Source organism: Paenibacillus sp. FSL P2-0121, from assembly GCF_037975345.1.
Taxonomy (GTDB): domain Bacteria; phylum Bacillota; class Bacilli; order Paenibacillales; family Paenibacillaceae; genus Paenibacillus_AQ; species Paenibacillus_AQ odorifer.
On sequence record NZ_CP150245.1, the window covers coordinates 1,468,215 to 1,489,913 of the forward strand.

At 46.5% G+C, this 21,699-nt stretch carries 23 protein-coding genes and 1 riboswitch; of the genes, 20 read left to right on the forward strand and 3 right to left on the reverse strand.

Features of this window, described 5'->3' with window-relative positions:
* The first annotated feature begins 9 nt into the window (after positions 1 to 9).
* The 6 genes from MKY54_RS06505 (at position 10) to MKY54_RS06530 (ending at position 5,137) form a co-directional block, all read left to right on the forward strand.
* Positions 10 to 942, forward strand: coding sequence for a D-alanine--D-alanine ligase (locus tag MKY54_RS06505; protein WP_076128138.1), 933 nt, complete (start codon positions 10 to 12; stop codon positions 940 to 942).
* Positions 935 to 2,098 carry an aminotransferase class I/II-fold pyridoxal phosphate-dependent enzyme gene (locus MKY54_RS06510; RefSeq protein ID WP_076128136.1) on the forward strand — a complete coding sequence of 388 codons (1,164 nt, stop codon included), beginning with the start codon at positions 935 to 937 and terminating at the stop codon, positions 2,096 to 2,098. The genes MKY54_RS06505 and MKY54_RS06510 overlap by 8 nt, the downstream gene beginning before the upstream one ends.
* 95 nt (positions 2,099 to 2,193) lie before the next feature.
* Complete coding sequence (gene cobT / locus MKY54_RS06515; RefSeq protein WP_076128134.1) at positions 2,194 to 3,255, forward strand: nicotinate-nucleotide--dimethylbenzimidazole phosphoribosyltransferase; 1,062 nt, start codon at positions 2,194 to 2,196, stop codon at positions 3,253 to 3,255.
* Positions 3,252 to 3,800 (forward strand): bifunctional adenosylcobinamide kinase/adenosylcobinamide-phosphate guanylyltransferase, encoded by a 549-nt coding sequence (gene cobU, locus MKY54_RS06520; protein ID WP_076128132.1) that lies wholly within the window; start codon positions 3,252 to 3,254, stop codon positions 3,798 to 3,800. The genes cobT and cobU overlap by 4 nt, the downstream gene beginning before the upstream one ends.
* Positions 3,797 to 4,612 (forward strand): adenosylcobinamide-GDP ribazoletransferase, encoded by an 816-nt coding sequence (cobS, locus tag MKY54_RS06525; RefSeq protein WP_076128130.1) that lies wholly within the window; start codon positions 3,797 to 3,799, stop codon positions 4,610 to 4,612. The genes cobU and cobS overlap by 4 nt, the downstream gene beginning before the upstream one ends.
* Before the next feature lie 198 nt (positions 4,613 to 4,810).
* Entirely contained in the window at positions 4,811 to 5,137 is a 327-nt protein-coding gene (locus MKY54_RS06530; RefSeq protein ID WP_076128128.1) for a YnfA family protein, read from the forward strand.
* Positions 5,138 to 6,352: 1,215 nt separating this feature from the next.
* Here MKY54_RS06530 and MKY54_RS06535 read toward each other — a convergent pair.
* Positions 6,353 to 8,146 carry a methyl-accepting chemotaxis protein gene (locus tag MKY54_RS06535; RefSeq protein ID WP_256716050.1) on the reverse strand — a complete coding sequence of 598 codons (1,794 nt, stop codon included), beginning with the start codon at positions 8,144 to 8,146 and terminating at the stop codon, positions 6,353 to 6,355.
* Positions 8,147 to 8,407: 261 nt separating this feature from the next.
* Positions 8,408 to 8,453, forward strand: a riboswitch (PreQ1 riboswitch).
* Positions 8,454 to 8,463: 10 nt separating this feature from the next.
* Between MKY54_RS06535 and MKY54_RS06540 the strand changes: the two genes are divergently transcribed.
* The 10 genes from MKY54_RS06540 to MKY54_RS06585 all read left to right on the forward strand — a co-directional run bounded on the left by MKY54_RS06540 (position 8,464) and on the right by MKY54_RS06585 (position 17,033).
* A complete protein-coding gene (locus MKY54_RS06540) occupies positions 8,464 to 9,177 on the forward strand; it encodes a queuosine precursor transporter (protein WP_076128125.1) in 714 nt (237 codons plus the stop codon).
* Between the two features lie 277 nt (positions 9,178 to 9,454).
* Positions 9,455 to 10,936 carry an AMP-binding protein gene (locus MKY54_RS06545; protein WP_339189955.1) on the forward strand — a complete coding sequence of 494 codons (1,482 nt, stop codon included), beginning with the start codon at positions 9,455 to 9,457 and terminating at the stop codon, positions 10,934 to 10,936.
* Entirely contained in the window at positions 10,933 to 12,084 is a 1,152-nt protein-coding gene (locus MKY54_RS06550; RefSeq protein WP_076308067.1) for a thiolase family protein, read from the forward strand. Before MKY54_RS06545 ends, MKY54_RS06550 begins: the two co-directional genes overlap by 4 nt.
* Positions 12,081 to 12,482 (forward strand): MaoC family dehydratase N-terminal domain-containing protein, encoded by a 402-nt coding sequence (locus MKY54_RS06555; protein WP_339172027.1) that lies wholly within the window; start codon positions 12,081 to 12,083, stop codon positions 12,480 to 12,482. Before MKY54_RS06550 ends, MKY54_RS06555 begins: the two co-directional genes overlap by 4 nt.
* On the forward strand, positions 12,460 to 12,798 hold the full coding sequence (locus MKY54_RS06560; RefSeq protein WP_339189956.1) for a MaoC family dehydratase: 339 nt from the start codon (positions 12,460 to 12,462) through the stop codon (positions 12,796 to 12,798). Before MKY54_RS06555 ends, MKY54_RS06560 begins: the two co-directional genes overlap by 23 nt.
* Before the next feature lie 2 nt (positions 12,799 to 12,800).
* On the forward strand, positions 12,801 to 13,622 hold the full coding sequence (locus MKY54_RS06565; protein WP_339172033.1) for an SDR family NAD(P)-dependent oxidoreductase: 822 nt from the start codon (positions 12,801 to 12,803) through the stop codon (positions 13,620 to 13,622).
* Positions 13,623 to 14,423: an energy-coupling factor transporter ATPase gene (locus tag MKY54_RS06570; protein ID WP_076128113.1), complete on the forward strand. Its 801-nt coding sequence runs from the start codon at positions 13,623 to 13,625 to the stop codon at positions 14,421 to 14,423.
* Entirely contained in the window at positions 14,408 to 15,265 is an 858-nt protein-coding gene (locus MKY54_RS06575; protein ID WP_076128110.1) for an ATP-binding cassette domain-containing protein, read from the forward strand. The genes MKY54_RS06570 and MKY54_RS06575 overlap by 16 nt, the downstream gene beginning before the upstream one ends.
* Entirely contained in the window at positions 15,258 to 16,061 is an 804-nt protein-coding gene (locus tag MKY54_RS06580; RefSeq protein WP_076128108.1) for an energy-coupling factor transporter transmembrane component T, read from the forward strand. The genes MKY54_RS06575 and MKY54_RS06580 overlap by 8 nt, the downstream gene beginning before the upstream one ends.
* Before the next feature lie 6 nt (positions 16,062 to 16,067).
* Complete coding sequence (locus MKY54_RS06585; RefSeq protein WP_076128237.1) at positions 16,068 to 17,033, forward strand: nitronate monooxygenase family protein; 966 nt, start codon at positions 16,068 to 16,070, stop codon at positions 17,031 to 17,033.
* Positions 17,034 to 17,117: 84 nt separating this feature from the next.
* Here the strand turns inward: MKY54_RS06585 and MKY54_RS06590 are convergent, their stop codons facing one another.
* Positions 17,118 to 18,212: a Xaa-Pro peptidase family protein gene (locus MKY54_RS06590; protein WP_076128106.1), complete on the reverse strand. Its 1,095-nt coding sequence runs from the start codon at positions 18,210 to 18,212 to the stop codon at positions 17,118 to 17,120.
* Between the two features lie 225 nt (positions 18,213 to 18,437).
* Between MKY54_RS06590 and MKY54_RS06595 the strand changes: the two genes are divergently transcribed.
* Together MKY54_RS06595 and MKY54_RS06600 are read left to right on the forward strand one after the other, a co-directional pair.
* Positions 18,438 to 19,280: an SDR family oxidoreductase gene (locus MKY54_RS06595; protein ID WP_076308062.1), complete on the forward strand. Its 843-nt coding sequence runs from the start codon at positions 18,438 to 18,440 to the stop codon at positions 19,278 to 19,280.
* A gap of 25 nt (positions 19,281 to 19,305) precedes the next feature.
* The gene (locus tag MKY54_RS06600) at positions 19,306 to 19,809 is read left to right on the forward strand and encodes a GNAT family N-acetyltransferase (protein ID WP_076142169.1); all 504 of its coding nucleotides are present in this window, start codon (positions 19,306 to 19,308) and stop codon (positions 19,807 to 19,809) included.
* Between the two features lie 17 nt (positions 19,810 to 19,826).
* Here MKY54_RS06600 and MKY54_RS06605 read toward each other — a convergent pair whose 3' ends face one another.
* Complete coding sequence (locus tag MKY54_RS06605; RefSeq protein WP_076128100.1) at positions 19,827 to 20,171, reverse strand: helix-turn-helix domain-containing protein; 345 nt, start codon at positions 20,169 to 20,171, stop codon at positions 19,827 to 19,829.
* A 91-nt stretch (positions 20,172 to 20,262) separates the two neighbouring features.
* On the opposite strand from MKY54_RS06605, the gene MKY54_RS06610 reads away from it, so the two are divergent.
* Positions 20,263 to 20,523, forward strand: a complete 261-nt coding sequence (locus MKY54_RS06610; RefSeq protein WP_036681837.1) for a YqkE family protein — start codon at positions 20,263 to 20,265, stop codon at positions 20,521 to 20,523.
* A 228-nt stretch (positions 20,524 to 20,751) separates the two neighbouring features.
* A complete protein-coding gene (locus MKY54_RS06615; RefSeq protein WP_076142171.1) occupies positions 20,752 to 21,699 on the forward strand; it encodes an ABC transporter permease in 948 nt (315 codons plus the stop codon).

Sequence of the window (21,699 nt, forward strand, 5' to 3'; positions counted from 1 at the left end):
GTGCTTGAGATGAAGGTAGGCGTAATTATGGGCGGGGTATCCTCAGAGTATGAGGTATCCATGAATAGCGGTAGAGAAATATTGAAGAATCTAGACCCCAATAAATATGAAATTATTCCAATTGTGATCACCAAGCGTGAAGAGCTTATTGAGCAGGCAAAGGGGATCGATATCGCACTGCTTGCACTTCATGGAGCTTACGGCGAGGATGGTACGGTTCAGGGAACGCTGGAGACGATGGGGATTCCGTATACGGGCAGCGGGGTTTTGTCTAGCAGCATTTGCATGGATAAAGATCTCTCCAAAAAGCTTATGCGCTGCGCAGGCGTCAATACAGCAGATTGGCTATGCTGGGACAGCATGAAGGATTATTCGGCTGAAGCGGTGGAACGGCTCGGATATCCTGTTATGGTGAAGCCATGTTCAGGCGGCTCGAGTATCGGAATGGAAAAAGTGAGCAGCAGCGAGGAGCTGTTGTGCGCAGTGCAGAAGGCTTTTGCCTGTGATCAGTCGATTTTGATTGAAAGCTACATTCAAGGCCAAGAAATCACCTGTTCTATTCTAAACGGAGAGCTGCTGCCTATTCTGGGAATAACCTCAGCAAATGCCGAGTGGTTCGATTACAGTGCTAAGTATGAAGAAGGCGGAGCAGATGAACGGGTCATTGAATTGCCTGCTGAGGTGCATGAGCGGGTACGCGAGGCTGCCTTGAGCTGTTACAAAGCACTAAAATGTAGCGTGTATGCACGGGTTGATATGCTGCTTAAAGAGGGGATTCCTTATGTGCTGGAGGTGAATACGTTACCAGGCATGACGAAGGCCAGTCTTTTACCCAAAAGCGCGCAAGCGGCAGGCTACACCTTCAGCGGACTGCTGGACGAAATCATCTCCCTTTCCCTAACGGAAAAGAGTGCAAAAGAAGAGGTGTACAGCCATGCATAATGAATGGATTGCTCCACGTGTGCGGGAGATTGCACCCTCGGGGATTCGGGCTTTTTTTGACCTAAGTGCGGGGAATCAGGATATTATATCGCTGGGTGTAGGGGAACCGGATTTCGTTACACCGGAGCATGTAAGAGCTGCCTGTATTCGTGCCTTGAATAATGGGGAAACGATGTATACGCCAAATTCCGGTTTACTGGAGCTTAGAGAGGAGATCGCTTCTTATCTGCACACAAGTTTCAAGCTTCGCTATGAGCCAAACGATGAGATTATGGTTACGGTGGGAAGCAGCGAGGCTGTGGATTTGGCATTACGAGCTTTCATTACACCTGGGGATGAGATTATCGTCCCTTCTCCGAGCTATATCGCATATTCGCCGATTACCCATTTGAACGGGGGGGTTACGGTGGAGGTAGAATCATCGGCCGAGCAGGGGTTTAAGCTTACTGCTGAAGCGTTACGGAAGGTGATTACTCCGCGTTCCAAGCTTCTTATGGTGAATTTTCCGACTAATCCTACAGGTGCAGTAATGACTTATGAAGATTGGCTGCCTATTGCACAGATTGTAAAAGAGAATAACCTACTGGTCATTTCAGATGAAATTTATGCCGAGCTTACGTATGACAGTCAGCATGTCAGCATCGCCTCTCTTCCCGGGATGCTGGAAAGGACGATTGTGATTAGCGGCTTCTCCAAAGCTTTTGCAATGACTGGCTGGAGAGTGGGTTATGCTTGTGGCGATCGAGAATTAATTGCTGCGATGCTAAAAATCCATCAATACACTGCGATGTGTGCCCCAGTGCTCGGTCAAATTGCTGCGATTGAATCATTGCGCAACGGAATGCAGCATAAGGAACACATGAAGCAATGCTTCGATGAGCGGAGAAAGCTGCTGGTTAGTGGATTTCGATCCATAGGACTACCTTGCCATGAACCTGCGGGTGCATTTTATGCCTTTCCTTCCATCGCTCACACCGGAATGAAATCAGAAGACTTCGCTTTGCAGCTGCTCAGGGAGGTCGGTGTCGCTGCGGTTCCCGGTCATGTGTTTGGAGCAGGCGGAGAGGGTTATATTCGCTGCTCCTATGCCGCTTCCTTACAAAAATTGACGGAGGCGCTGGAGAGAATCGAAGATTTTATGAAAGTGAAGTTGTAATTCTAGAAGTCCCCCTCTATCATAGATGGGGGCTTTTCTGCGAATATGAGATAGAATAGGTTATACGGATACATTTAATAGGAGGTCGTAATTATATGCTTTCAGATATTCAAGACGTAATTAAACAAATCATTCCGGCTGATGATCAGTCCATCCTCAAGGCGGAGCATCGGCTGAACATTCTGACCAAACCTCCGGGCAGTTTGGGACAATTGGAACCTTTGGCCGTTAAGCTCGCTGGAATTTCGGGTACGGAGCAGCCTAGTTTCACCAAACGAACAGTTGTTGTGATGGCTGCTGATCATGGGGTGTGCTGCGAAGGGGTTAGCGCATTTCCACAGGAAGTCACGCTACAGATGGCCCATAACTTTCTCAGCGGTGGAGCGGCTGTGAATGTATTGGCACGTCAAGCTGGGGCAGAGGTACAGTTTGTTGATGTCGGCATAAACGGCGATCTTAGTCATGTCGATCTGATTGATCGTAAAGTGCGCCGGGGAACGGATAATATGGCTGTGGGACCTGCGATGAGTCGTGAGGATGCCATGAATGCTCTTCTTGTTGGGATAAGAGTCGCGCAGGAAGCGGTTAAGAACGGCACGGAGATTTTTATAACAGGCGAAATGGGCATTGGGAATACTACGGCTAGTGCTGCCATTCTATGTGCTCTCAAAGGAATAGCCGCTGAAGTAGCTGTGGGACGAGGAACGGGAATTGATGATGAACGTTTACTACATAAAATTGCAGTGGTGGAACGCGCCTTAAAGGTAAATCAGCCGAATTCAGCAGATCCGTTGGATGTGTTATCTAAAGTTGGCGGACTGGAAATCGCTGGCTTGGCGGGACTGATTCTTGGTGCCGCTGCTAATCGGACACCTATCATTTTGGATGGTTTTATTTCGGGGGCGGCAGCGCTTGTGGCAAAAGCCCTTGCACCTGAATCCATCGCTTATATGATAGCGTCTCATGTATCAGGAGAACGGGGACACAAGTTAATGCTGGAGCAGCTTGGGCTTGAACCGCTGCTTAACCTCGGTCTGCGATTGGGTGAGGGAACAGGGGGAGTATTATGCCTTCATTTAATCGAGGCGATCTGCCGCATTTTGAGCGAAATGGCAACCTTTGAAAGTGCAGGCATCTCTGGAGCTGGTCAACGATGAGCATTCTTGTAACGGGAGGTGCACGTAGCGGGAAAAGTGGTTTTGCAGAAAAACTGATACAGTCACTGGCAGATCAGGCCTTCTATGTAGCAACCGGACAGGCTTTTGACGACGAAATGAAGGAACGGATTGCTCTGCATCAGCATCAACGAATGGAAAGTGGTTACGCTTGGGAGACGCTTGAGGAACCGTATGATTTACCAGATCTGCTAAAGCGATTATCGGGGGAAAAAGCGGTGCTCGTAGATTGTTTAACCTTATGGTTATCCAATGCATTATTGGCTGTGGAAGGTTTTGAAAATAGACAAGAGCTTGTTGAGAGTGAAATAACAAGGCTTGAAGACAGTGTGCGTTCTTTTCAAGGCACGCTTATTCTGGTCTCTAATGAGGTTGGCGACGGGATTGTTCCGGAGTATGCGCTTGGCCGATTGTATCGTGATCTGGCGGGACGAATGAACGCCCTGATCGCTCGGCATTGCGAACAGGTCTTTCTAGTAACTGTTGGAATTCCGATTGAGCTGAAGAGCAGGGAGTATCGTTTATGAGGGAGCGTAGGGATGCGGCCGTAGCTGCCTTTCAGTTCTTATCCCGATTTCCTGTAAAAGGTGATCCGGGATTCTCTCCTGAACTGCTGCGCCGGAGTGTAATCTTCTATCCCATGGTAGGCGCAGCAATTGGGCTGTGTGTAGCTGCTGGAGCAGCCCTGACGGGATTGCTTTTACCTGCTTGGCCAGCAGCTGTGCTCACTCTGATTCTGTGGGTAGGCCTCACTGGCGGGTTGCATCTTGATGGCTGGATGGACAGCGCGGATGGTCTGCTCAGCTATCGGCCACGGGAGCGGGCCCTGGAGATTATGAAGGACAGCCGTGTGGGTGCGATGGGCGTACTCGCCTGCGTGCTGCTCCTGCTGTTTAAAGCATCTTTACTGGCAGCTCTAATCGAAGGCTTCGCCTACTACGAGCTGCCGCTGCTCTTGGTACCAGCGGTCTGGAGCCGCTGGTATATGGTACGGGCAATGGTGCGTTATCCCATTGCCCGTGGAGACGAGGGGCTGGCCGCGAACTTCGCCGGCCTAGCTTCCTCGCATGAGCGGCGCGCGCTGGCAGTCGCCGCGCTGCTCTCGCTGGCCGCCGCCGCTGCGCCACTGGCGCTCGGCGCTGGCTTAGCCGCGTGGCCGCTGCATCTGGCGGCAGCTCTGCTGCTGCCGGTCGCGGCCTTGGCCTGCGGCACCGCGGCTGCACGGCGGATCAGCAGCCGGCTCGGCGGGCTTACCGGCGATGTGTACGGCGCGCTGAACGAGCTGCTGGAGGTTGTGCTGCTGCTAGTGTTATTGCTGCTCCAGCACAATTTAATGTGAGCTCCACGGGGAATATTGAGTAATTTGGTGTAGGTGGTACTACGGATGAACCTTGAGTAATTTGCTGTAGGTAGCTCTAAGGGTGGATCTTGAGTAATTAAGTAATTTGCTGTAGGTAGCTCCATGGGGGAACCTTGAGTACAATTTGTTGTGAGCAACCTTTGCGTTTTTATGAGATAGATAGGGAAGAGGGATGACATGTTATTTGCCATTCTGCTGTTTATAATTGCTGGGCTTGCTGAGATCGGTGGCGGATATTTAGTATGGTTATGGTTGAGAGAATCACGGCCACTTTGGTACGGTTTAGTGGGGTCCTTGATTCTGATAGCGTATGGGATTATCCCTACGTTGCAGAAATTCCCTTCCTTCGGAAGAGTGTATGCGGCTTACGGCGGGGTGTTTATCGTACTTGCGGTCTTATGGGGATGGCTTGTAGACAAGAAGACACCAGACGTATACGACTGGGTCGGAGCTGTTATTTGTGTGATCGGTGTATCGGTCATCCTCTGGGCACCGCGGCACTAGGTTGAGTGAGGTTTGCTTAGCCATAAAAGCGGAATGAAAGCTGAGTAACCTAGTTTTTACTAAGTGAGTAACTTGGCTCCGGACTCAGGAGACCTTATTTGTGATAAAAGGGTTAATTTGGAGCGTTTTCGGACACCAGAGACGCTATTTGAACAAAATAGGCTGAGTCTGGGTTGATTATGAGGCAATAGCGTCTCTCGAGTCCGAAAAAGTCTCCGAATGGCAGTTTTTCGAGTAATAGCGGCATCTGAGTCCGCAAGCCAGCAGCAAATGGCGTGCTGAGTCTAAGTGAGAGCTTCGCGCAAGCTAGCGCATGTAGCCGAGTCTATTGCTGTAGGTAGCATCGACGGATGAACTTTGAGTAATTTGCAGTAAGTAGCATCGACGGATGAACTTTGAGTAATTTGCAGTAGGTAGCATCCACGGAGGAACTTTGAGTAATTTGCTGTAGGTAGCATCGACGGAGGAACTTTGAGTAATTTGCAGTAGGTAGCATCCACGGAGGAACTTTGAGTAATTTGCAGTAGGTAGCATCCACGGAGGAACTTTGAGTAATTTGTAGTAGGTAGCGCCACGGAGGAACTTTGAGTAATTTGCTGTAGGTAGCATCGACGGATGAACTTTGAGTAATTTGCTGTTGGTAGCATCGACGGATGAACTTTGAGTAATTTGCAGTAGGTAGCATCCACGGATGAACTTTGAGTAATTTGCTGTTGGTAGTGCCACGGAGGAACTTTGAGTAATTTGCAGTAGGTAGCATCCACGGATGAACTTTAAGTAATTTGCTGTGAGTAACTTGGCTCCGGACTCAGGAGACCTTATTTGCGAAAAAAGGGTTAATTTGGAGCGTTTTCGGACACCAGAGGCGCTATTTGAGCAAAATAGGCTGAGTCTGGGTTGATTATGAGGCAATAGCGTCTCTCGAGTCCGAAAAAGTCTCCGAATGGCAGTTTTTCGAGTAATAGCGGCATCTGAGTCCGCAAGCCAGCAGCACATGACGCGCCGAGTCTAAACGAGAGTATCGCGCAAGCCAGCGGCAAATGGCGTGCCGAGTCTAAACGAGAGTATCGCGCAAGCCAGCAGCACATGACGCGCCGATTCTAAGCGAGAGCTTCGCGCAAGCCTAGCGTATGCCCCCAAGTCTAAGCGAGCCATCGCAAACTAAAAACCCCCGTTCAACACTTTCGTGTGAACGGGGGTTTTAATTTACAAGCGTTAAATCTTAAATTGCTGCACAGCTTCTTGGAGTTTCTTGGCTTGCTCATACAGATGTTTAACGGTTTCTGCATGGCCTTCCAGTTCGACGCGCTGCCGCTCTGAGTTAGCAGCGAGTGTGTCCGCACTTTCTTGCGATCTTGATGTAATTTGTGCAGTTTCTTCGACGGAAGCACTGACTTCTTCTGTACTTGCTGAGATTTGCTGTGTAGCCGCAGATACGGATTGGATGCTGTGATTGATGCTTTGGATAAGAATCAGGAGGTGATTAAAGGCATCACCTGCTTCTGCTACTTTGCCGACTCCAGAGGCAACCTCAGAATTCACGTGGTTCATCTCGGTAACGGAGCGACTCATATCTTCTTGAAGCCCAAGTAGGAAGTCACGGATCTGTTCGTTTGCGTTACGGGATTGTTCAGACAGCTTGCGTACTTCTCCCGCAACAACAGCAAAGCCGCGTCCATGCTCTCCTGCGCGTGCAGCTTCAATTGAAGCATTCAGCGACAGCATTTGGATCTGTTTCGTAATTTCAGTAATACTGTGAACGACTTCTCCGATCATTACTGAACGCTCATTCATGATTTGTAATTGATCCAGCGACTGTAGGGAAGCACGTTCAACCTGGCGCATTTGCAGCACAGCGCTTTGAGCAATTTCATTACCGCCACTTGCTTCAGCGGAAGCCTCACTGATTTGCTCCGTGACTTCATTCGCTGCTGAGGCAATACTTTGAATGCCTAAATTGATTTCTTCCATTGCTCTCGAGTTATCTGATGCACTGCTAGCGATAGTCGTACTACCTTTGCCGATTTCTATTACCGATGAGCTGGAGTGTTCCGCCATATCATTGAGAACCTCAACACGTTCTTTTAAAGAGTTGGAATCCGCAACGACAGTATTAGAGGTTACCAGTACATGTCCAATCATTTCTTTCAGGCGTTGGGTCATCGCTTGGAAGCTTACGGACAACTGTGCAACTTCGTCATTTCCTTTAACTGATAATTCTTCGGTGAAATCTCCCTCTGCGAGCCGGGCACTATAAGCTGCCAGTTTTGAGATTGGACGTGTTATACGCACACTCATGAACCATGCACCAGTTAGGCCGATGATCAACGTCAGAAGTGTGATTCCGGCACTTGTCCATAGAATACTGTCTGTTTTTTCTTGAATGAAGCTTACGTCACTGCTTACACCGATAACCATCGTACTTCCGGGAATACCGATATAAGCTGTTTTATGTATACCATGTGCGTCGCTATATGTATCGCTTAGTCCAGTTTTTCCTTTAGAGGCTTGTTGCATTGCAGAGGATACGGTGACACTTTCTGCCCGTTGCAATTTTGCATCGTGATCTGCGGATAGAATCTCAGCTTCTTTCCCTTTCAGATTGACCAGAAAAATGGTTTCCACTCCATGTTGTTTCCTCTTTTCCTGAAAATAGAACTCGAGATTGGTGGCAGACTGATCGTTCTTATTTAGGGTTTGCTGGGCGTGCATTACGTTGAGATTCTTATATACGTCCTGAGCAGCGGCAGTAAGGATTTTGTTAATCTGCGGCATAACATAGCTGTTGAAGATACTGATAGAGATAAAATAGAAGCTGGTGCTTAACAAAAGAGACGTGAGCAACAGAACAACAAATAATAAACGCGTAAATTTGCGACTGATCGAATGCTTGATACGAAACATATCGTTCTCTCCTTTTTTTATGGACGGTGAGGTCATTTCTTTTTTGGTCTTCACTAGATACTCCATGCCAACTGCTGGAAATTGGCGACCCGAGATATATTCCATAGTTATGTCATATTTCTACTAAATGGATCGGGAATAAGGTGTTTGATACTATTCTATAGAATTAACCTCTGGATGAATAGTGAAAGTTTTGTCCTATAGAGCATTTTTTTCTGAAAAAAATGAATTATTGCTGACTATTTTAGATAATTGGCGAAAAAAAAGAAATGGAACTACCAATTTCATATAAAAATATTATTTTTATGGATTGTTAAGCGCTATTGTGATAGAGTATTAATGTTTTGTTCCGAAAATTTAATATTGTAAGCCGCGGTTCGTAACCATCCCGCGTAAACAAAACTAGGAGGAATTTCAGTAATATGTTTAATTTGCTGTGGGGAGTTTTATTTGTTATTGTCAATTTTGCTTTTTTTCTACTCTGTTACCGCTTGTTCGGGAAAAGTGGAATGTATGCCTGGGTAGGTATTGCTACTGTAATTGCTAACATTCAGGTAGCTAAGACGATTGCTATGCCATTTGATATTGTGATGACACTCGGAAATACGATGTATGTCACTTTATATATGACCAGCGATTTACTTAATGAGAAGTACGGAAGAGCGGAAGCACGTAAAGCGGTCTGGTTTGGTTTCTTCACCTTGCTTATGACTACTGTCATTATGCAGATGGTATTAGTATTTAAGCCGCAGGAGACCGATATCGCTCAGTCTTCTTTGGAGACGATTTTTGGGCTGATGCCTCGACTAGCTTTGGGTAGTCTTACTGCTTACTTCATTAGTCAGTTCCTAGATGTTCGGTTGTACTCTTGGATTCGTAAATATTACAGCACCTCAAGTCAGCTGTGGATTCGTTCCAACGGTAGTACGATGATTAGCTCCTTTGTGGATACACTTATTTTCTGTACCATTGCGTTTGCGGGCTTGTATGACTGGAATGTATGGCTTGAAATTTTGCTTACGACTTATCTAGCGAAGTTCTTACTAACCGCAGTAAGCACACCTATCTTATATATCGCCCGAACCTTTACTTTTGCTGAAGAGGGTTCACCATCATCCGTTCAAAAGAAGGACTAAACAACAATACAGCCAGCGCGTACCGATCATAATCGATGCGTGCTGGCTGTTTTTTCGTTGTAAGATGGACTTAATCGTTACATGAAAGATGTGTACATAAAAATAATATAAAGCTAAAATAAGCTATCGTAGCAATTCTAGCGGGTTAGTTTAACAGGAGCGCCTGCGATGGCGCTTATCACATATCCTTTAGTTTGGGCTGGACTTGCGGGGCAGTCCGATTGAAGAGAATGTATATAATCGGTAGTCACAGAAATTACGAACAGGTGTGATCAGGATGAATCTAGTAATTCCTATACTGCGTCATGCAGCACAGCAGCCCGACAGCATTGCCTTAACCCATGACCAAGCAAGTCATACCTATGCCACATTAGTAAAAACGATGCGGAGAATCGCGAATGGCTTACAGCAAAAGGGTCTGAGGCATGACAAAATCGCGATTTTATCTACGAATCGTATTGAATTTGTTGAGGTTTTTTTGGGGGCGATTTATGCGGGCTGTGTTCCCATTCCCTTAGATCCCAAATGGAGTGCTAATGAACTGCAGGTTATTATAGAGCAGTGCCAGCCGACAATGATTTTTGCCGAGCCGGAAGCCGCAAAGAATCTGGTTTTCAAGGATCAAACGATCCCAACTCTGACCTTCTCAAATGAACGAACAGGTTCCTATGATCAGTGGCTGGCTGCCCTGAAGCCGGAGGCTGAGTTGGATGAGACGAATGAATTATTATTTATTGGCTTTACTTCAGGCACAACCGGATTGCCCAAAGGTTATATGCGTACCCATTTATCATGGTTAAAAAGCTTTGAGGTCTCGAATATTGCTTTTGAATTGGACGCTATGAAGGATGTTTTGGCACCAGGTCCATTTGTGCATTCCCTATCCTTATTCGCCGTAATGCAGAGTCTATATGGTGGAGCAACCTTTCATATCACACAAAAATTTAGTGCCACGCAGGTGTTAGAGTTGTGCCAGCAAATTGCGGGCGTGGTGCTGTTCGTCGTACCAACAATGATCGAATCCATGATGCAGCAGGCTGTACCTGGGCAGATACAGATTGATGCGATTATTAGCTCAGGTGCAAAGTGGTCGGAGTTGTCCAAGAAAAGGGGCATGGAAGTGTTTGGTGGAGCGCGGCTTTATGAATCCTACGGTTCTTCAGAAGCGAGCTATATTAGTTATTTGGATGTTCTGACCGAGCATAATCCGACCTCTGTAGGCAAACCTTATCCCGGGGTGCAAATTTCCATTCGTGAAGACCAGTTCCGGGAAGTCCCTCCTGGGGAGATTGGGCAGCTATATGTGCGTAGTGATATGATATTTTTAGGCTACCATCAATTGCCTAATGAGACAGCAGCAGCTTTTAGAGAGGGATGGCTTGTTTTAGAAGACTATGTTTATCAGGATGAAGCTGGTTATTTATATATGGCGGGACGTTTGAAGAATAAAATCATATCCGGAGGGCTGAACGTTTATCCGGAAGAAATAGAGAGGGTGCTGGAGTTTCTTCCGGAAATAGATGAAGTGATGGTGCTTGGCGTGCCTGACGATTACTGGGGAGAACAGCTGATAGCCCTCGTGAAGTGGAGCGGAGAACAGCATTTATCTGTCGAAGAAATTAAGAATTATTGCCGCCAGTATTTAGCGAGCTACAAAGCGCCGAAGCAGCTGCTAACCGTGGATGAATTTATCTATACAAGTAGCGGGAAAATTGCCCGGCAAGCGATGAAAGACTATGTGAAAAGAGCGATGATATGATAGAAGCAGTAATTGTCATGGCAAAACGTACACCGGTTGGCAGAATGGGTGGCTTATTAAGTACACTTGAGCCGGAGGCATTACTGGCGCCGCTTATTCAGCATATTGTAGCCGAAACGAACTTGCCTAAAGAACTGATTGATGATGTCATTATTGGGAATGTTGTGGGCCCAGGAGGTAATATTGCCCGGGTAGCTGCGCTTGAAGCGGGGCTGCCTGTTTCGGTTCCGGGTGTCACCGTGGATCGTCAGTGCGGATCTGGGCTAGAGGCAATTAATATAGCAGCAAGACTGATTCAAAGCGGCGCTGGTGAGATTTATTTAGCAGGTGGTGTCGAAAGTACGAGCCGTGCTCCATGGAAAATGGCTAAACCACAGACGTTAATGGGGGTTCCACAGCTGTATACCCGTGCACATTTTACGCCTAGCTCTTACGGTGATCCGGATATGGGAATTGCTGCAGAGAATGTAGCTAGGAAATACGGGATTTCTCGAGAAGAGCAGGATCAATATGCCTTAAAAAGCCATCAAAAGGCGGTTCATGCTCAGCAAAGTGACCGGTTTCAGCAGGAGATAGTACCTCTTCAGGTAGAGGGGCAGTGGGTGAGCACCGACGAATGTCCTCGGGCAAATACGAGTCTGGACAAGCTGCAAAAGCTGCCGCCAATTTTTGAAGAAAAGGGTACCGTCACTGCTGGAAATGCCTGTCCTATTAATGATGGCGCAGCGCTTCTATTAATGATGTCTCGTGAGAAATGCCAGCAGCTTAAGCTTACCCCTATTTTGCGGGTCGTGGATGCGCAAGCTGCGGGTGTAGATCCGAATTATTTGGGTATGGGGCCTGTACCAGCTGTGCAAAAGGTGTTAAAACGCCAAAAGCTTACCGTTGCCGATTTAGATATCGTAGAGTTTAACGAAGCTTTTGCTTCACAAGTATTGGCATCACTGAACGAGCTTCAAATGCCACAGGAAAAGGTCAATCTTGGCGGGGGGGCATTAGCAATAGGCCATCCATACGGAGCTTCCGGGGCTATTTTAATGACTCGCTTATGTGCTGAAATGCAACATGCCCCTTACCAACGAGGGCTTGCTACTCTGGGAATCGGCGGCGGGATAGGTCTGGCAACACTCGTGGAGGTTATAGAATGAACAGTGTCCGACATCAGATCCATATGACTGCTGAATGGATTTCGGACTACGCACAGAGTATTGAAGCACCCTTGCAGACGATAAATGGAAAGCTGATCGCTCCTGCGACGATGCCTATTATTTTCTGGCAAGACTTCGATATTCCTTGGTTAATCATCGGTGAACCCTTGCTTCACGGCACTCAGAAATTTTCATATCAAGCTCCGATTACGGCGGGGATGATTTTGGATTGTGAATTAGCGTTAACGGGCGAGGTGCAAAAAGAAGGCAGACAGGGTAAACTGACTTTTTACACACATACGCTGGTTTGTAGGTGTGAGGGTAAGCTAATAGTCACCGCAGAAACGGTGTTAATTCGGGTAGGTGATGATCATGATGAAAAAGTGCATAACAGCTGAGGCTATCCGGCAATATGCAGCTGCTTCCCAAGATTTGGAGCCTATACATCTAGATGCAGAGGCCGCAGCCAAGGCTGGTTTGGAGCGACCCATCGCACATGGGATGTATCTTATGGGATTAGCCCAATCTTTGTATATTGCTGAGCACCCTACACAGTGGATCACTCAATATGATATGAAATTTCATAAGCCAATAGAGGTCGATAGTGTCGTGATTTTTGATTTTGCAGCGGACGATTGCTTTGTGAAAGTGATCCTTACAACAGAAGCTGGCGATGTTATTGCTGCGGGAGCTTTTGCAGTGAAAGAGGTGTAGCGATGAATAAAGTGGCCTTAATTACTGGAGCAACAAGAGGGATCGGACGTAGTATCGCCATGCAGCTTGGCAAGTCAGGTTATATAGTGGTTGTAAATGGTACGAAACAAGTCTTAATTGATGAGGTTGTGCGCGAGATCCGCCAGGCAGGCGGAGAGGCGCTAGGGTACGCTGCTAATGTAGCCGATTCCGTCGCAGTCACTGCCATGGTAGATGAGGTCATTGCCCGATACGGTCGTATCGAGGTATTGATAGCTAACGCGGGAATTGTGCAGGATCAGAAATGTCAACGTATGACGGATGAACAGTGGAAGAATGTTCTGGATGTGCATTTAAATGGCACTTATTATTGCATTCAACGAGTATTACCACATATGCGTGAAACAGGTGGGGATATCCTGTTGATGACCTCTGCTGCTGGACTAGCAGGTTCCGTAGGTCAGGTGAATTATAGTGCAGCCAAGGCTGGAATACTGGGCATGATGTGGACGCTCGCAGCAGAGCTGAAACGTGACCAGATTAGGGTCAATGCGATTTCTCCAGCGGCATTAACGGATATGACCAGACCTATAATTGACCATTTGAAGGAGAAACATGCCAGTCGTAATGAACCTTTGCCTGATTTTTGGAGAATAGGTGACGCTGAGGCTATTGCTTCCTTCGTGACTGCATTGTTGAGGGAGTCCGACGCGGATTTAACCGGTGAAATCTTTGCTGTGAATGGATCAAAAGTGACAAAATGGGAGAAGCCTGCACCTGCATTTTCCGAGAGTAGCATTGAGGCATTTTTTGCTGCTTGGCACCGTCAAAAGGGGACTGAATAAATGCTTACCTTCGATCAAGTTTGTTTTTATTATAAAAAAGGACAACCTCTTCTGGAGGATATTAGCTTTACGATAGACGCAGGGGAGTTTGTGGCGATAGTCGGGGCGAATGGTTCTGGCAAATCCACTATTGCAAAGCTCATGGACGGACTGCTGCTGCCGCGAAAAGGGACTGTACAATTTAAGAGCTTGGACACAGCAAAACCAACGGATCTTGCGGAGATTCATCAGCAAATCGGTTTTGTTTTTCAGAATCCAGAGGATCAATTTATCACCACAACCGTTATGGATGAGGTGCTTTTTGGTTTGGAGAATATCCGTGTGCCGAGGGAGGAAATGCGCAGCCGATTGGATCATGCCTTACAGGCCGTTCATATGGAGGATTATCTGGAAGCTATGCCACATCAGCTATCTGGAGGCCAAAAGCAACGTGTCGCTATCGCAGCTATATTGGCGATGCGCCCGCAAGTCATTATTTTTGACGAGGCTACCTCAATGCTTGATCCCCAGGGAAGACAGCAGGTTCTTTCCATCATGCAAGAGCTGCATCGTCAAGGCCTGACGCTTATTCATATCACCCACCATATGGAGGAAGTGTTTGCAGCAGAACGCGTATTGCTCCTGCACCAAGGACGACTTGAGTTTGATGGCGATCCACTGACTTTTTTTGAAACCATGCCTGTTGCGGACTATCAATTACAACTGCCCTTCGCAGTGCGTGTACATACATTGCTCCATTCAGCAGCACCGCTAACAGCCGATTGGAAGGGGATAATTCGATCACAATGGTCTACCAATTAAAAAAACTAAGTGTGAACTATGCCGATCATGTGGCTTTGCGCAATATAAACTGCACTATTCCTGAAGGCAAATGGATTTCTATTATTGGTCCAACAGGCGCAGGAAAGTCTACCTTTGTCAAAGTGCTGAAGGGCTTGATTCCCACCGTAAAAGGAGACTATTGGATTAACCAGCAGCCTGCCAGCAGAGATGCTAAAGGACGCTTAAAGGTTGTCCCCGAGTTGGGTTTCGCTTTTCAATATCCGGAGCATCAGCTATTCGAAACAACGGTGCATAAGGAGCTTGCTTTTGCTCTGAATCAGCAGGGTGCTTCACGTCAGCAAATTACAGAGGCGATTGAAATGATCTTGCCGCAAGTGGGTTTGCCAGAGGGGATTCTCCCCTTAAATCCATTCCAGCTAAGTGGTGGTGAAAAGCGCCGTGTAGCTATTGCCTCTGTACTGATGACAAATCCGAAGCTGCTGATATTGGATGAACCGACAGCGGGTCTCGATCCAGCTAGCCAAGTGTCTTTGCTGAGGCTACTAAAGGAATGGCAGCAACAAGACAATCGCACCATCCTCTTCGTTTCGCATCAGATGGGTGATGTTGCCGAATTCTCAGATGAGGTCATGGTTTTTCATGAAGGTCAGTTAAAAGGGCATCATGATACCAGAACATTGTTTCTGGAAAAGGAAGAATTACTGCTGGAACTTGGACTATCCTTGCCTGAACCCGTACAGCTCTTGAAGCTAGTGGAGGAATTATCTGGTCAGAAGATTGAAGTTGCCAGCTGTAAAGAGCAGGATATCTTCGAAGCGATTTTGCCGATTTGGCATTCGAGGGGGCAAGGGCATGGCTGATTCCGTATTAGTCGGTCAATATGTGGAGACGCATTCGATTTTTCATCGTTTAGATCCTCGTACAAAGCTTGTAAGTATCGTGATGCTCATGCTTAGCTTTATGATGCTTGGTACGGGGCTTAGTTATGTTGTTGCAACCTTTTTTGTATTGGGATTGTTACTACTGTCTAAAGTTCCTGTGCATTTTTTTTGGCGAGGGCTACGGCCGGTATTATTTATTTTATTATTTACTTTTGTTTACAATGCCGTGTTCACCAAGGGGACGATTCTCTGGTCATGGTTTTTTATCGAGGTGACTGAAGAGGGATTGCGGATAGGATTACGTTTTGTATGGCGGATTATATTGCTCATCTTGTTAGCCTCAATTCTGACATTAACTACTAAACCGCTAGACTTAGCTTATGGTCTGGAGAAGCTGCTTGCCCCTCTGTCCAAATTGGGGGTACCCGTAGAGCAGTTCTCTTTAATGATAGTGATTGCGATCCGTTTTATCCCTACCATCAAGGAGGAGCTTGATCGTATCCTTCTCGCACAAAAGGCTAGAGGTTATGATCTCACAGTATTATCACTGCCTAAACGGATATATGCGTACATTCCGATCATTATTCCTCTGCTCTTCACAACGATTCAACGTGCTGAACAGCTGAGCTATGCAATTGATGCGCGTGCTTATGGGAATGGTAAAGGAAGGACTTCTTTTAAAAGACTGCAATTTCAGCAAATAGATTATCTGGCAGGGGGAGCTGCCCTTTTAATTGCCGTGATTCTGCTTTGCTTAAAGATAGGAAAGGTGTAGATGAAGATGAAATGGAATACCCGTATTACGGAGTTATTACACATAGAATATCCTATTATTCAAGGAGGACTTGCTTATTTAGGTTATGCAGACCTTGCGGCTGCGGTTTCAATTATCGGTGGACTGGGTCAGGTCACGGCAATGAGTCTTCCGGATGCGGAGGCCTTACGTGCAGAAATACGTCGGGTACGAACACTAACGGACAAACCATTTGGTGTTAATTTTGCTATCGGCATGCATGGGATTGGTTATGAAGATCGGGTGCAGGTCGCCATCGAAGAGCAGGTTCCCGTGGTGAGCCTCACTGGAGGGAATCCAGCCCCTATACTGGAAATGTTACAGCCCACCGATATTAAAACACTCGTGCTCGTCTCCTCACGCAGACAAGCCCAAAAAGCTGAACAATTAGGGGCTTCTGCGGTTATTGTTGTTGGGCATGAGGGAGGGGGCCACTTAGGGCGTGACGATGTTGGAACCATGGTGCTCGTTCCGCAAGTGGTTGATGCGGTTAATATTCCTGTGATTGCTTCCGGAGGGATCGGAGATGGCCGTGGATGGATGGCTGCTCATGCACTTGGGGCTGAAGGAATCGAAATGGGCACTCGTTTCGTTGCTACAGTGGAATGTGTTCATGCGGCCACTTCTTATAAAAAAGCTTTAGTAGAAAGCTCAGAGTCGGATACGGTTGTAATCAAACGTTCTATTGGAGCACCCGCACGAGTGTTACGTAGTGACTACATTGATCAAATTCTTGAAATCGAGCGCGTGACTCCGACCTATGAAGCATTAAAAGAGTATATCAGTGGTGCAGCCAACAAGCGCTGGATCTATGATGATATCAAAGAAGAGGGCATCGGCTGGGCAGGTCAAGTGACAGGAATGATCCAAGATATTCCTACAGTCGCGGAGCTGATCGGCAGGATGGTGAAAGAGGCTAAGTTGGTTCGCGGGATGTGGGGAACACAGGTTTGAATTTAAAAAAACACAGAGCGGCGATTCTCTCATTATTGGAGGAATCGCTGCTCTGTGTTTTTGGCTATGGCTTGTAATTCTTTTCTACAAATGAAGAATAGTCAGTTCCTTAGGGAAGCTTGTTAAGGTCTCTGCACCTTCAGCTGTAATAATCAGATCATCTTCGATACGTACACCCGCTAGTCCAGGCACATAAATTCCTGGCTCAACGGTGAACACATTGCCGATTTCGATAATGTCGTCGTTCTGTCCGTGAAGTGATGGATATTCATGAACATCCATGCCCAGTCCGTGTCCGACACGGTGTAAGAAATATTCTCCGAATCCAGCTTCTTCAATTACATCACGTGCAGCTTTGTCGACTGAGCCGAAAGGTGCTCCAGGATTGGAGGCAGCGATCCCAGCTTCGTTGGCAGCCAGCACAGTGTTATAGATAGTGACTAGCTTGTCGTCTACGGATTCAATAGCAAAGGTACGTGTAATATCAGAAGCATAACCATCGGCATACACCCCGATATCAAACATCAGGAAGTCGCCGGGTTGAATGACCCGGTTGCCCGGAACACCGTGAGGCAGGGCAGTTTTCGGACCAGAAAGCACCATAGTGTCGAAGGAAGGGCCGGAAGCGCCAACCTTTTTCATTAGATATTCTAGCTCCGCTACTAGATCGTTTTCTGTAACGCCTGTTTTTACGTGGGTAAGAACGCGGCGCAAGGCTTCCTCAACTAGCTCAGCGGCATGTTTCATGCGCTTAACTTCGTCCGGGGTCTTTTTAGAGCGCATGCTGCGCAGCAATGGACCAATATCACTAAACCTTTCAGCTGGAACAGCAGCGGTTAGGTGCTCAAAACGGGCTACTGAGAAATGTTCTTTTTCTATGCCGAGAGTACCTAGCTTACTGCTGCCGAAACAATCTTTTAGCAGGTTATAGGGATTATCAGTGTCAGTGTGAGTTAGGATTTTGGTGACCGAAGAGGCTGCTTGAGCTGCTTCTGCATCCAATGCAGGCAGAATGAGCATAGGCTCTTCTCCGCGTATCAGCAGCAGACCGAGAAAACGTTCATGCGGATCGCTGGCGAAGCCGGTTAAGTAGTAGACATGCTTGGGATCTGTTACGAGCAGGGCATCCAGACCTTCGCCCGCCATTTGCTGCTCTAGGCTTGTCAGAGCATTATTCATAGTTGGTGTTCCCCTTTCAACTTCACGATTAGAACTGCAATATTCCTATTATAGATCAAAAATAGACCAGACGCACCTGACGAACTATAACTATCGTTGGCTAATCATGACATGAAGCTTTTCTTAACCCTACTAGTTGGTGTAACATATCTTTAAATATACTTCTCCTAAGGTTAGGCTGAAGCTTATTCGGGTACGGTTGTTGAGAGAGGAGTGATTCTTGCAATGAGAGGAACAATCGCACTTGTTACCGGAGCGAATTCCGGTATGGGGCTAGCCACAACAGTTGAACTGGCTCGCAAGGGAGCTAAAGTTATTATGGTTTGCCGTAATCGCCAGCGGGGAGAAGAAGCACTTGCTGCCGCCAAACGAAAGAGCCACTCCGAGGATATCGAGCTCATGTTGTGTGATCTGGCTTCACTTGAGAGCATTCGCAGCTTTGCTGAGGAATTCACTATGAAATATCCGATGCTAGACATACTTATCAATAACGCCGGGGTAGTCACGATTAAGCGTCAGCTTACGAAGGACGGCTTTGAGATGGATCTTGGCGTAAATCATTTGGGGCATTTTCTACTTACCAATCTGTTACTTGAGTCGTTGCAGGCAGCAGAGCAAGGCCGTATCATTGTGGTTGCCTCCGGTGCTTACAAGATAGGTGCGCTCCATTATGAAGATCCAACCCTCGCTCGCCGTTTTAATCCTGCAAAAGCCTATGCCCGATCCAAGCTAGCCAATATTCTGTTCACGCGGGAGCTGGCTTCGCGTCTTCACGGAACAAAGGTGACGGTGAATTGCCTGCATCCAGGAGCAGTGGGGACGAATATAGGTGTAAACCGGGAGACTGGTTTCGGCAAGTCGGTACTTAAGTTACTCTCATACTTTTTCTTAACACCTGAACAAGGTGCCGATACAGCGATTTATTTGGCTACAGATCCCGATCTTGGAGAGGTAACCGGTCAATATTATTATCGAAGAAAGATTAAACAACTGTCTCCCAGAGCGCAGAATACAATAGAAGCCGAACGGCTGTGGCAATGGAGCCAGGAGCAGGTCGGCCTGAGTTAATTAACACATTTGGAGGAATTAAGGGATGAATTGGGAGAACAGCAGAATTGAAGATGCAACATCTGCAGACTTAGCAGCTATTGTAGATATTTATAACTCAACGATTGCTGGGAGGGTGGTAACTGCAGATCTGGAACCCGTTACTGTTGCAGACCGGGAGAAATGGTTTCTTGAGCATAATAGCCATCACCGTCCCTTATGGGTACTGAAGCAAGGAGATGAAATTGCTGCATGGTTCAGTTTTCAATCCTTCTATGGTCGTCCAGCGTATAATGCAACAGCAGAAATCAGTGTATACGTGAATGAAAAGTTCCGTGGTGGTGGTGCGGGCAGAATTCTTCTGACAGAGGCCATTGAGAAAGCCCCTAGTCTCGGAATTAAGAATCTAGTCGGCTTTGTGTTTGGACATAATGATCCAAGCCTTGGTTTGTTGAAAAAGTTTGGTTTTGAAGAGTGGGGAATGCTGCCTGGTGTGGCTGAACTTGACGGTATAGAGCGTGATTTAGTCATTGTCGGCCTTAAAATCTAATGCCTCATATAAAACGCTTACATTTTGAGAGTTGAATTTAGATTATCGGTGTCACAATCGACCCATTCTTTGGACCAACTCTGTAAGTCTCGGATGACTGATTCCAGGGCAAGACCTTTATCCGTCAAAGAATATTGGATCCGCACGGGGGTCTCTGGGAACACTTCTCGAAGAACGATCCCTTCCTGTTCCAGCTCTTTGAGCCGTTCGGAGAGCAGTCTTCCACTGATGGGCAATGCCGCTTCAATTACATTGAAACGTTGGGGTCCTTGAAGGAGCTGGTAGATAATTAAACCAGTCCAACGCCTGCCGATAATATCCATACTTTTTTGTAGCCGGGGACATAAATCATTGGACTTCATAGGGCTCACCTCTTAGTAAACATTATAAACGAAAAGACCAATAACTTAAACAAATTCCAATTTAATTCAGTACTAGAAAGGATGATGGACAGTGGCTAAAAAAAAGAAAATGCCTACCACACCAAGAGCCGCTACGAATGATGGCCCTGCTACGTTAAAAGATCTGCTAAGCAGTGATGTTCTAGGAAAGCTGAAGGCGCAATCTGATGCGTTGAAAGCGGAGGAAAATGACCGTAAAGAAGCTGCCCGTAAGGCAGTGGAAGATCAGCGCAAGGCTGAGCAGAAGCGGTTGGATAATGATTTTGCACATCTGCTGGAGAACAGTAATCAGGATTGGAAGAAATATAAATAAATCCTATAGCTTAGCGCTAAAAATATGGCAGAGATTAAAGAGGCACCCGTTAGGGTGTCTTTTTTTATGTAACTTAAGCAGATAAGCCTAAGTCTTAATTATTTTAAATTTAAGTATATGAAAGGGTTGACCCTCAAAGTGGGCTTAGGTATAATTTAAAACATTGCGAATGAAAATCATTATCATAAAATCGCATGTGTAAACTATTAAACAGATAAGGAACAACTCATGAAACTAAAATATTTGTCCCTACTTCTAATAGTATTTTCATTTATATCTTTGTTTATAGGCGTTAAAGATATATCCCCATTAGATCTCTTTCATCTTACGGAATCTCAAGTACAGACCTTGCTGGTAAGCCGGATTCCCCGGTTAGCCGCATTGATTATCGCTGGAGTCAGCATGAGTATTGCCGGATTAATTATGCAACAGCTGTCACGCAATAAATTCGTCTCCCCGACTACGGCAGGGACGATGGATTCCGCGAAATTTGGTATTCTCGTATCCCTCATGTTATTCACAGGCGCAACGCCAATGCAGAAATTGCTGGTTGCTTTTGTTTTTGCACTATTGGGCACCTTTATTTTTATGAGAATCTTGGATCGGATCAAGTTCAAGGATAGTATTTTTATCCCGCTGGTCGGACTCATGTTCGGCAACATTGTAGGCTCGATTACAACATTTTTTGCGTATAAAAATGATTTGATTCAGAATATCTCGTCTTGGATGCTTGGAGATTTCTCAACGATTATCAAAGGCCAATACGAATTAATTTATATCAGCATTCCACTTGTCATTCTGGCGTATCTCTTCGCTAATAAATTTACGGTAGCCGGTATGGGCGAGGATTTCTCCGTTAATCTTGGCATGAATTACAAAGCGGTTGTCAACGTGGGATTGGTAATTGTAGCGTTAATCTCTTCTGTTGTCATTTTAACCGTAGGTACGATTCCATTTCTGGGTCTGGTAGTACCTAACATTGTAACGTTGTACATAGGAGATAACCTCAAAAAAAGTCTGGCGCATACAGCCATTCTCGGAGCGGTGTTCCTCCTGTTCTGCGATATTCTGGGCAGGCTCATTATCTATCCATATGAAATATCAATCAGTCTCACGGTAGGCGTCATCGGTAGTGGTCTGTTTATCTACTTGCTGATGAGAAGAAAGGCGAACTAG

Coding starts and splice junctions, on each gene's coding strand:
- MKY54_RS06565 (WP_339172033.1), top strand. CDS start 12,801: ATGAATAAAGTGGCCTTAATTACTGGAGCAACAAGAGGGATCGGACGT.
- MKY54_RS06600 (WP_076142169.1), top strand. CDS start 19,306: ATGAATTGGGAGAACAGCAGAATTGAAGATGCAACATCTGCAGACTTA.
- MKY54_RS06545 (WP_339189955.1), top strand. CDS start 9,455: ATGAATCTAGTAATTCCTATACTGCGTCATGCAGCACAGCAGCCCGAC.
- MKY54_RS06550 (WP_076308067.1), top strand. CDS start 10,933: ATGATAGAAGCAGTAATTGTCATGGCAAAACGTACACCGGTTGGCAGA.
- MKY54_RS06580 (WP_076128108.1), top strand. CDS start 15,258: ATGGCTGATTCCGTATTAGTCGGTCAATATGTGGAGACGCATTCGATT.
- MKY54_RS06595 (WP_076308062.1), top strand. CDS start 18,438: ATGAGAGGAACAATCGCACTTGTTACCGGAGCGAATTCCGGTATGGGG.
- MKY54_RS06570 (WP_076128113.1), top strand. CDS start 13,623: ATGCTTACCTTCGATCAAGTTTGTTTTTATTATAAAAAAGGACAACCT.
- MKY54_RS06540 (WP_076128125.1), top strand. CDS start 8,464: ATGTTTAATTTGCTGTGGGGAGTTTTATTTGTTATTGTCAATTTTGCT.
- cobS (WP_076128130.1), top strand. CDS start 3,797: ATGAGGGAGCGTAGGGATGCGGCCGTAGCTGCCTTTCAGTTCTTATCC.
- MKY54_RS06590 (WP_076128106.1), bottom strand. CDS start 18,212: ATGAATAATGCTCTGACAAGCCTAGAGCAGCAAATGGCGGGCGAAGGT.
- MKY54_RS06510 (WP_076128136.1), top strand. CDS start 935: ATGCATAATGAATGGATTGCTCCACGTGTGCGGGAGATTGCACCCTCG.
- MKY54_RS06585 (WP_076128237.1), top strand. CDS start 16,068: ATGAAATGGAATACCCGTATTACGGAGTTATTACACATAGAATATCCT.
- MKY54_RS06555 (WP_339172027.1), top strand. CDS start 12,081: ATGAACAGTGTCCGACATCAGATCCATATGACTGCTGAATGGATTTCG.
- MKY54_RS06575 (WP_076128110.1), top strand. CDS start 14,408: ATGGTCTACCAATTAAAAAAACTAAGTGTGAACTATGCCGATCATGTG.
- cobT (WP_076128134.1), top strand. CDS start 2,194: ATGCTTTCAGATATTCAAGACGTAATTAAACAAATCATTCCGGCTGAT.
- MKY54_RS06535 (WP_256716050.1), bottom strand. CDS start 8,146: ATGGAATATATCTCGGGTCGCCAATTTCCAGCAGTTGGCATGGAGTAT.
- MKY54_RS06505 (WP_076128138.1), top strand. CDS start 10: ATGAAGGTAGGCGTAATTATGGGCGGGGTATCCTCAGAGTATGAGGTA.
- MKY54_RS06615 (WP_076142171.1), top strand. CDS start 20,752: ATGAAACTAAAATATTTGTCCCTACTTCTAATAGTATTTTCATTTATA.
- MKY54_RS06530 (WP_076128128.1), top strand. CDS start 4,811: ATGTTATTTGCCATTCTGCTGTTTATAATTGCTGGGCTTGCTGAGATC.
- MKY54_RS06560 (WP_339189956.1), top strand. CDS start 12,460: ATGAAAAAGTGCATAACAGCTGAGGCTATCCGGCAATATGCAGCTGCT.
- cobU (WP_076128132.1), top strand. CDS start 3,252: ATGAGCATTCTTGTAACGGGAGGTGCACGTAGCGGGAAAAGTGGTTTT.
- MKY54_RS06605 (WP_076128100.1), bottom strand. CDS start 20,171: ATGAAGTCCAATGATTTATGTCCCCGGCTACAAAAAAGTATGGATATT.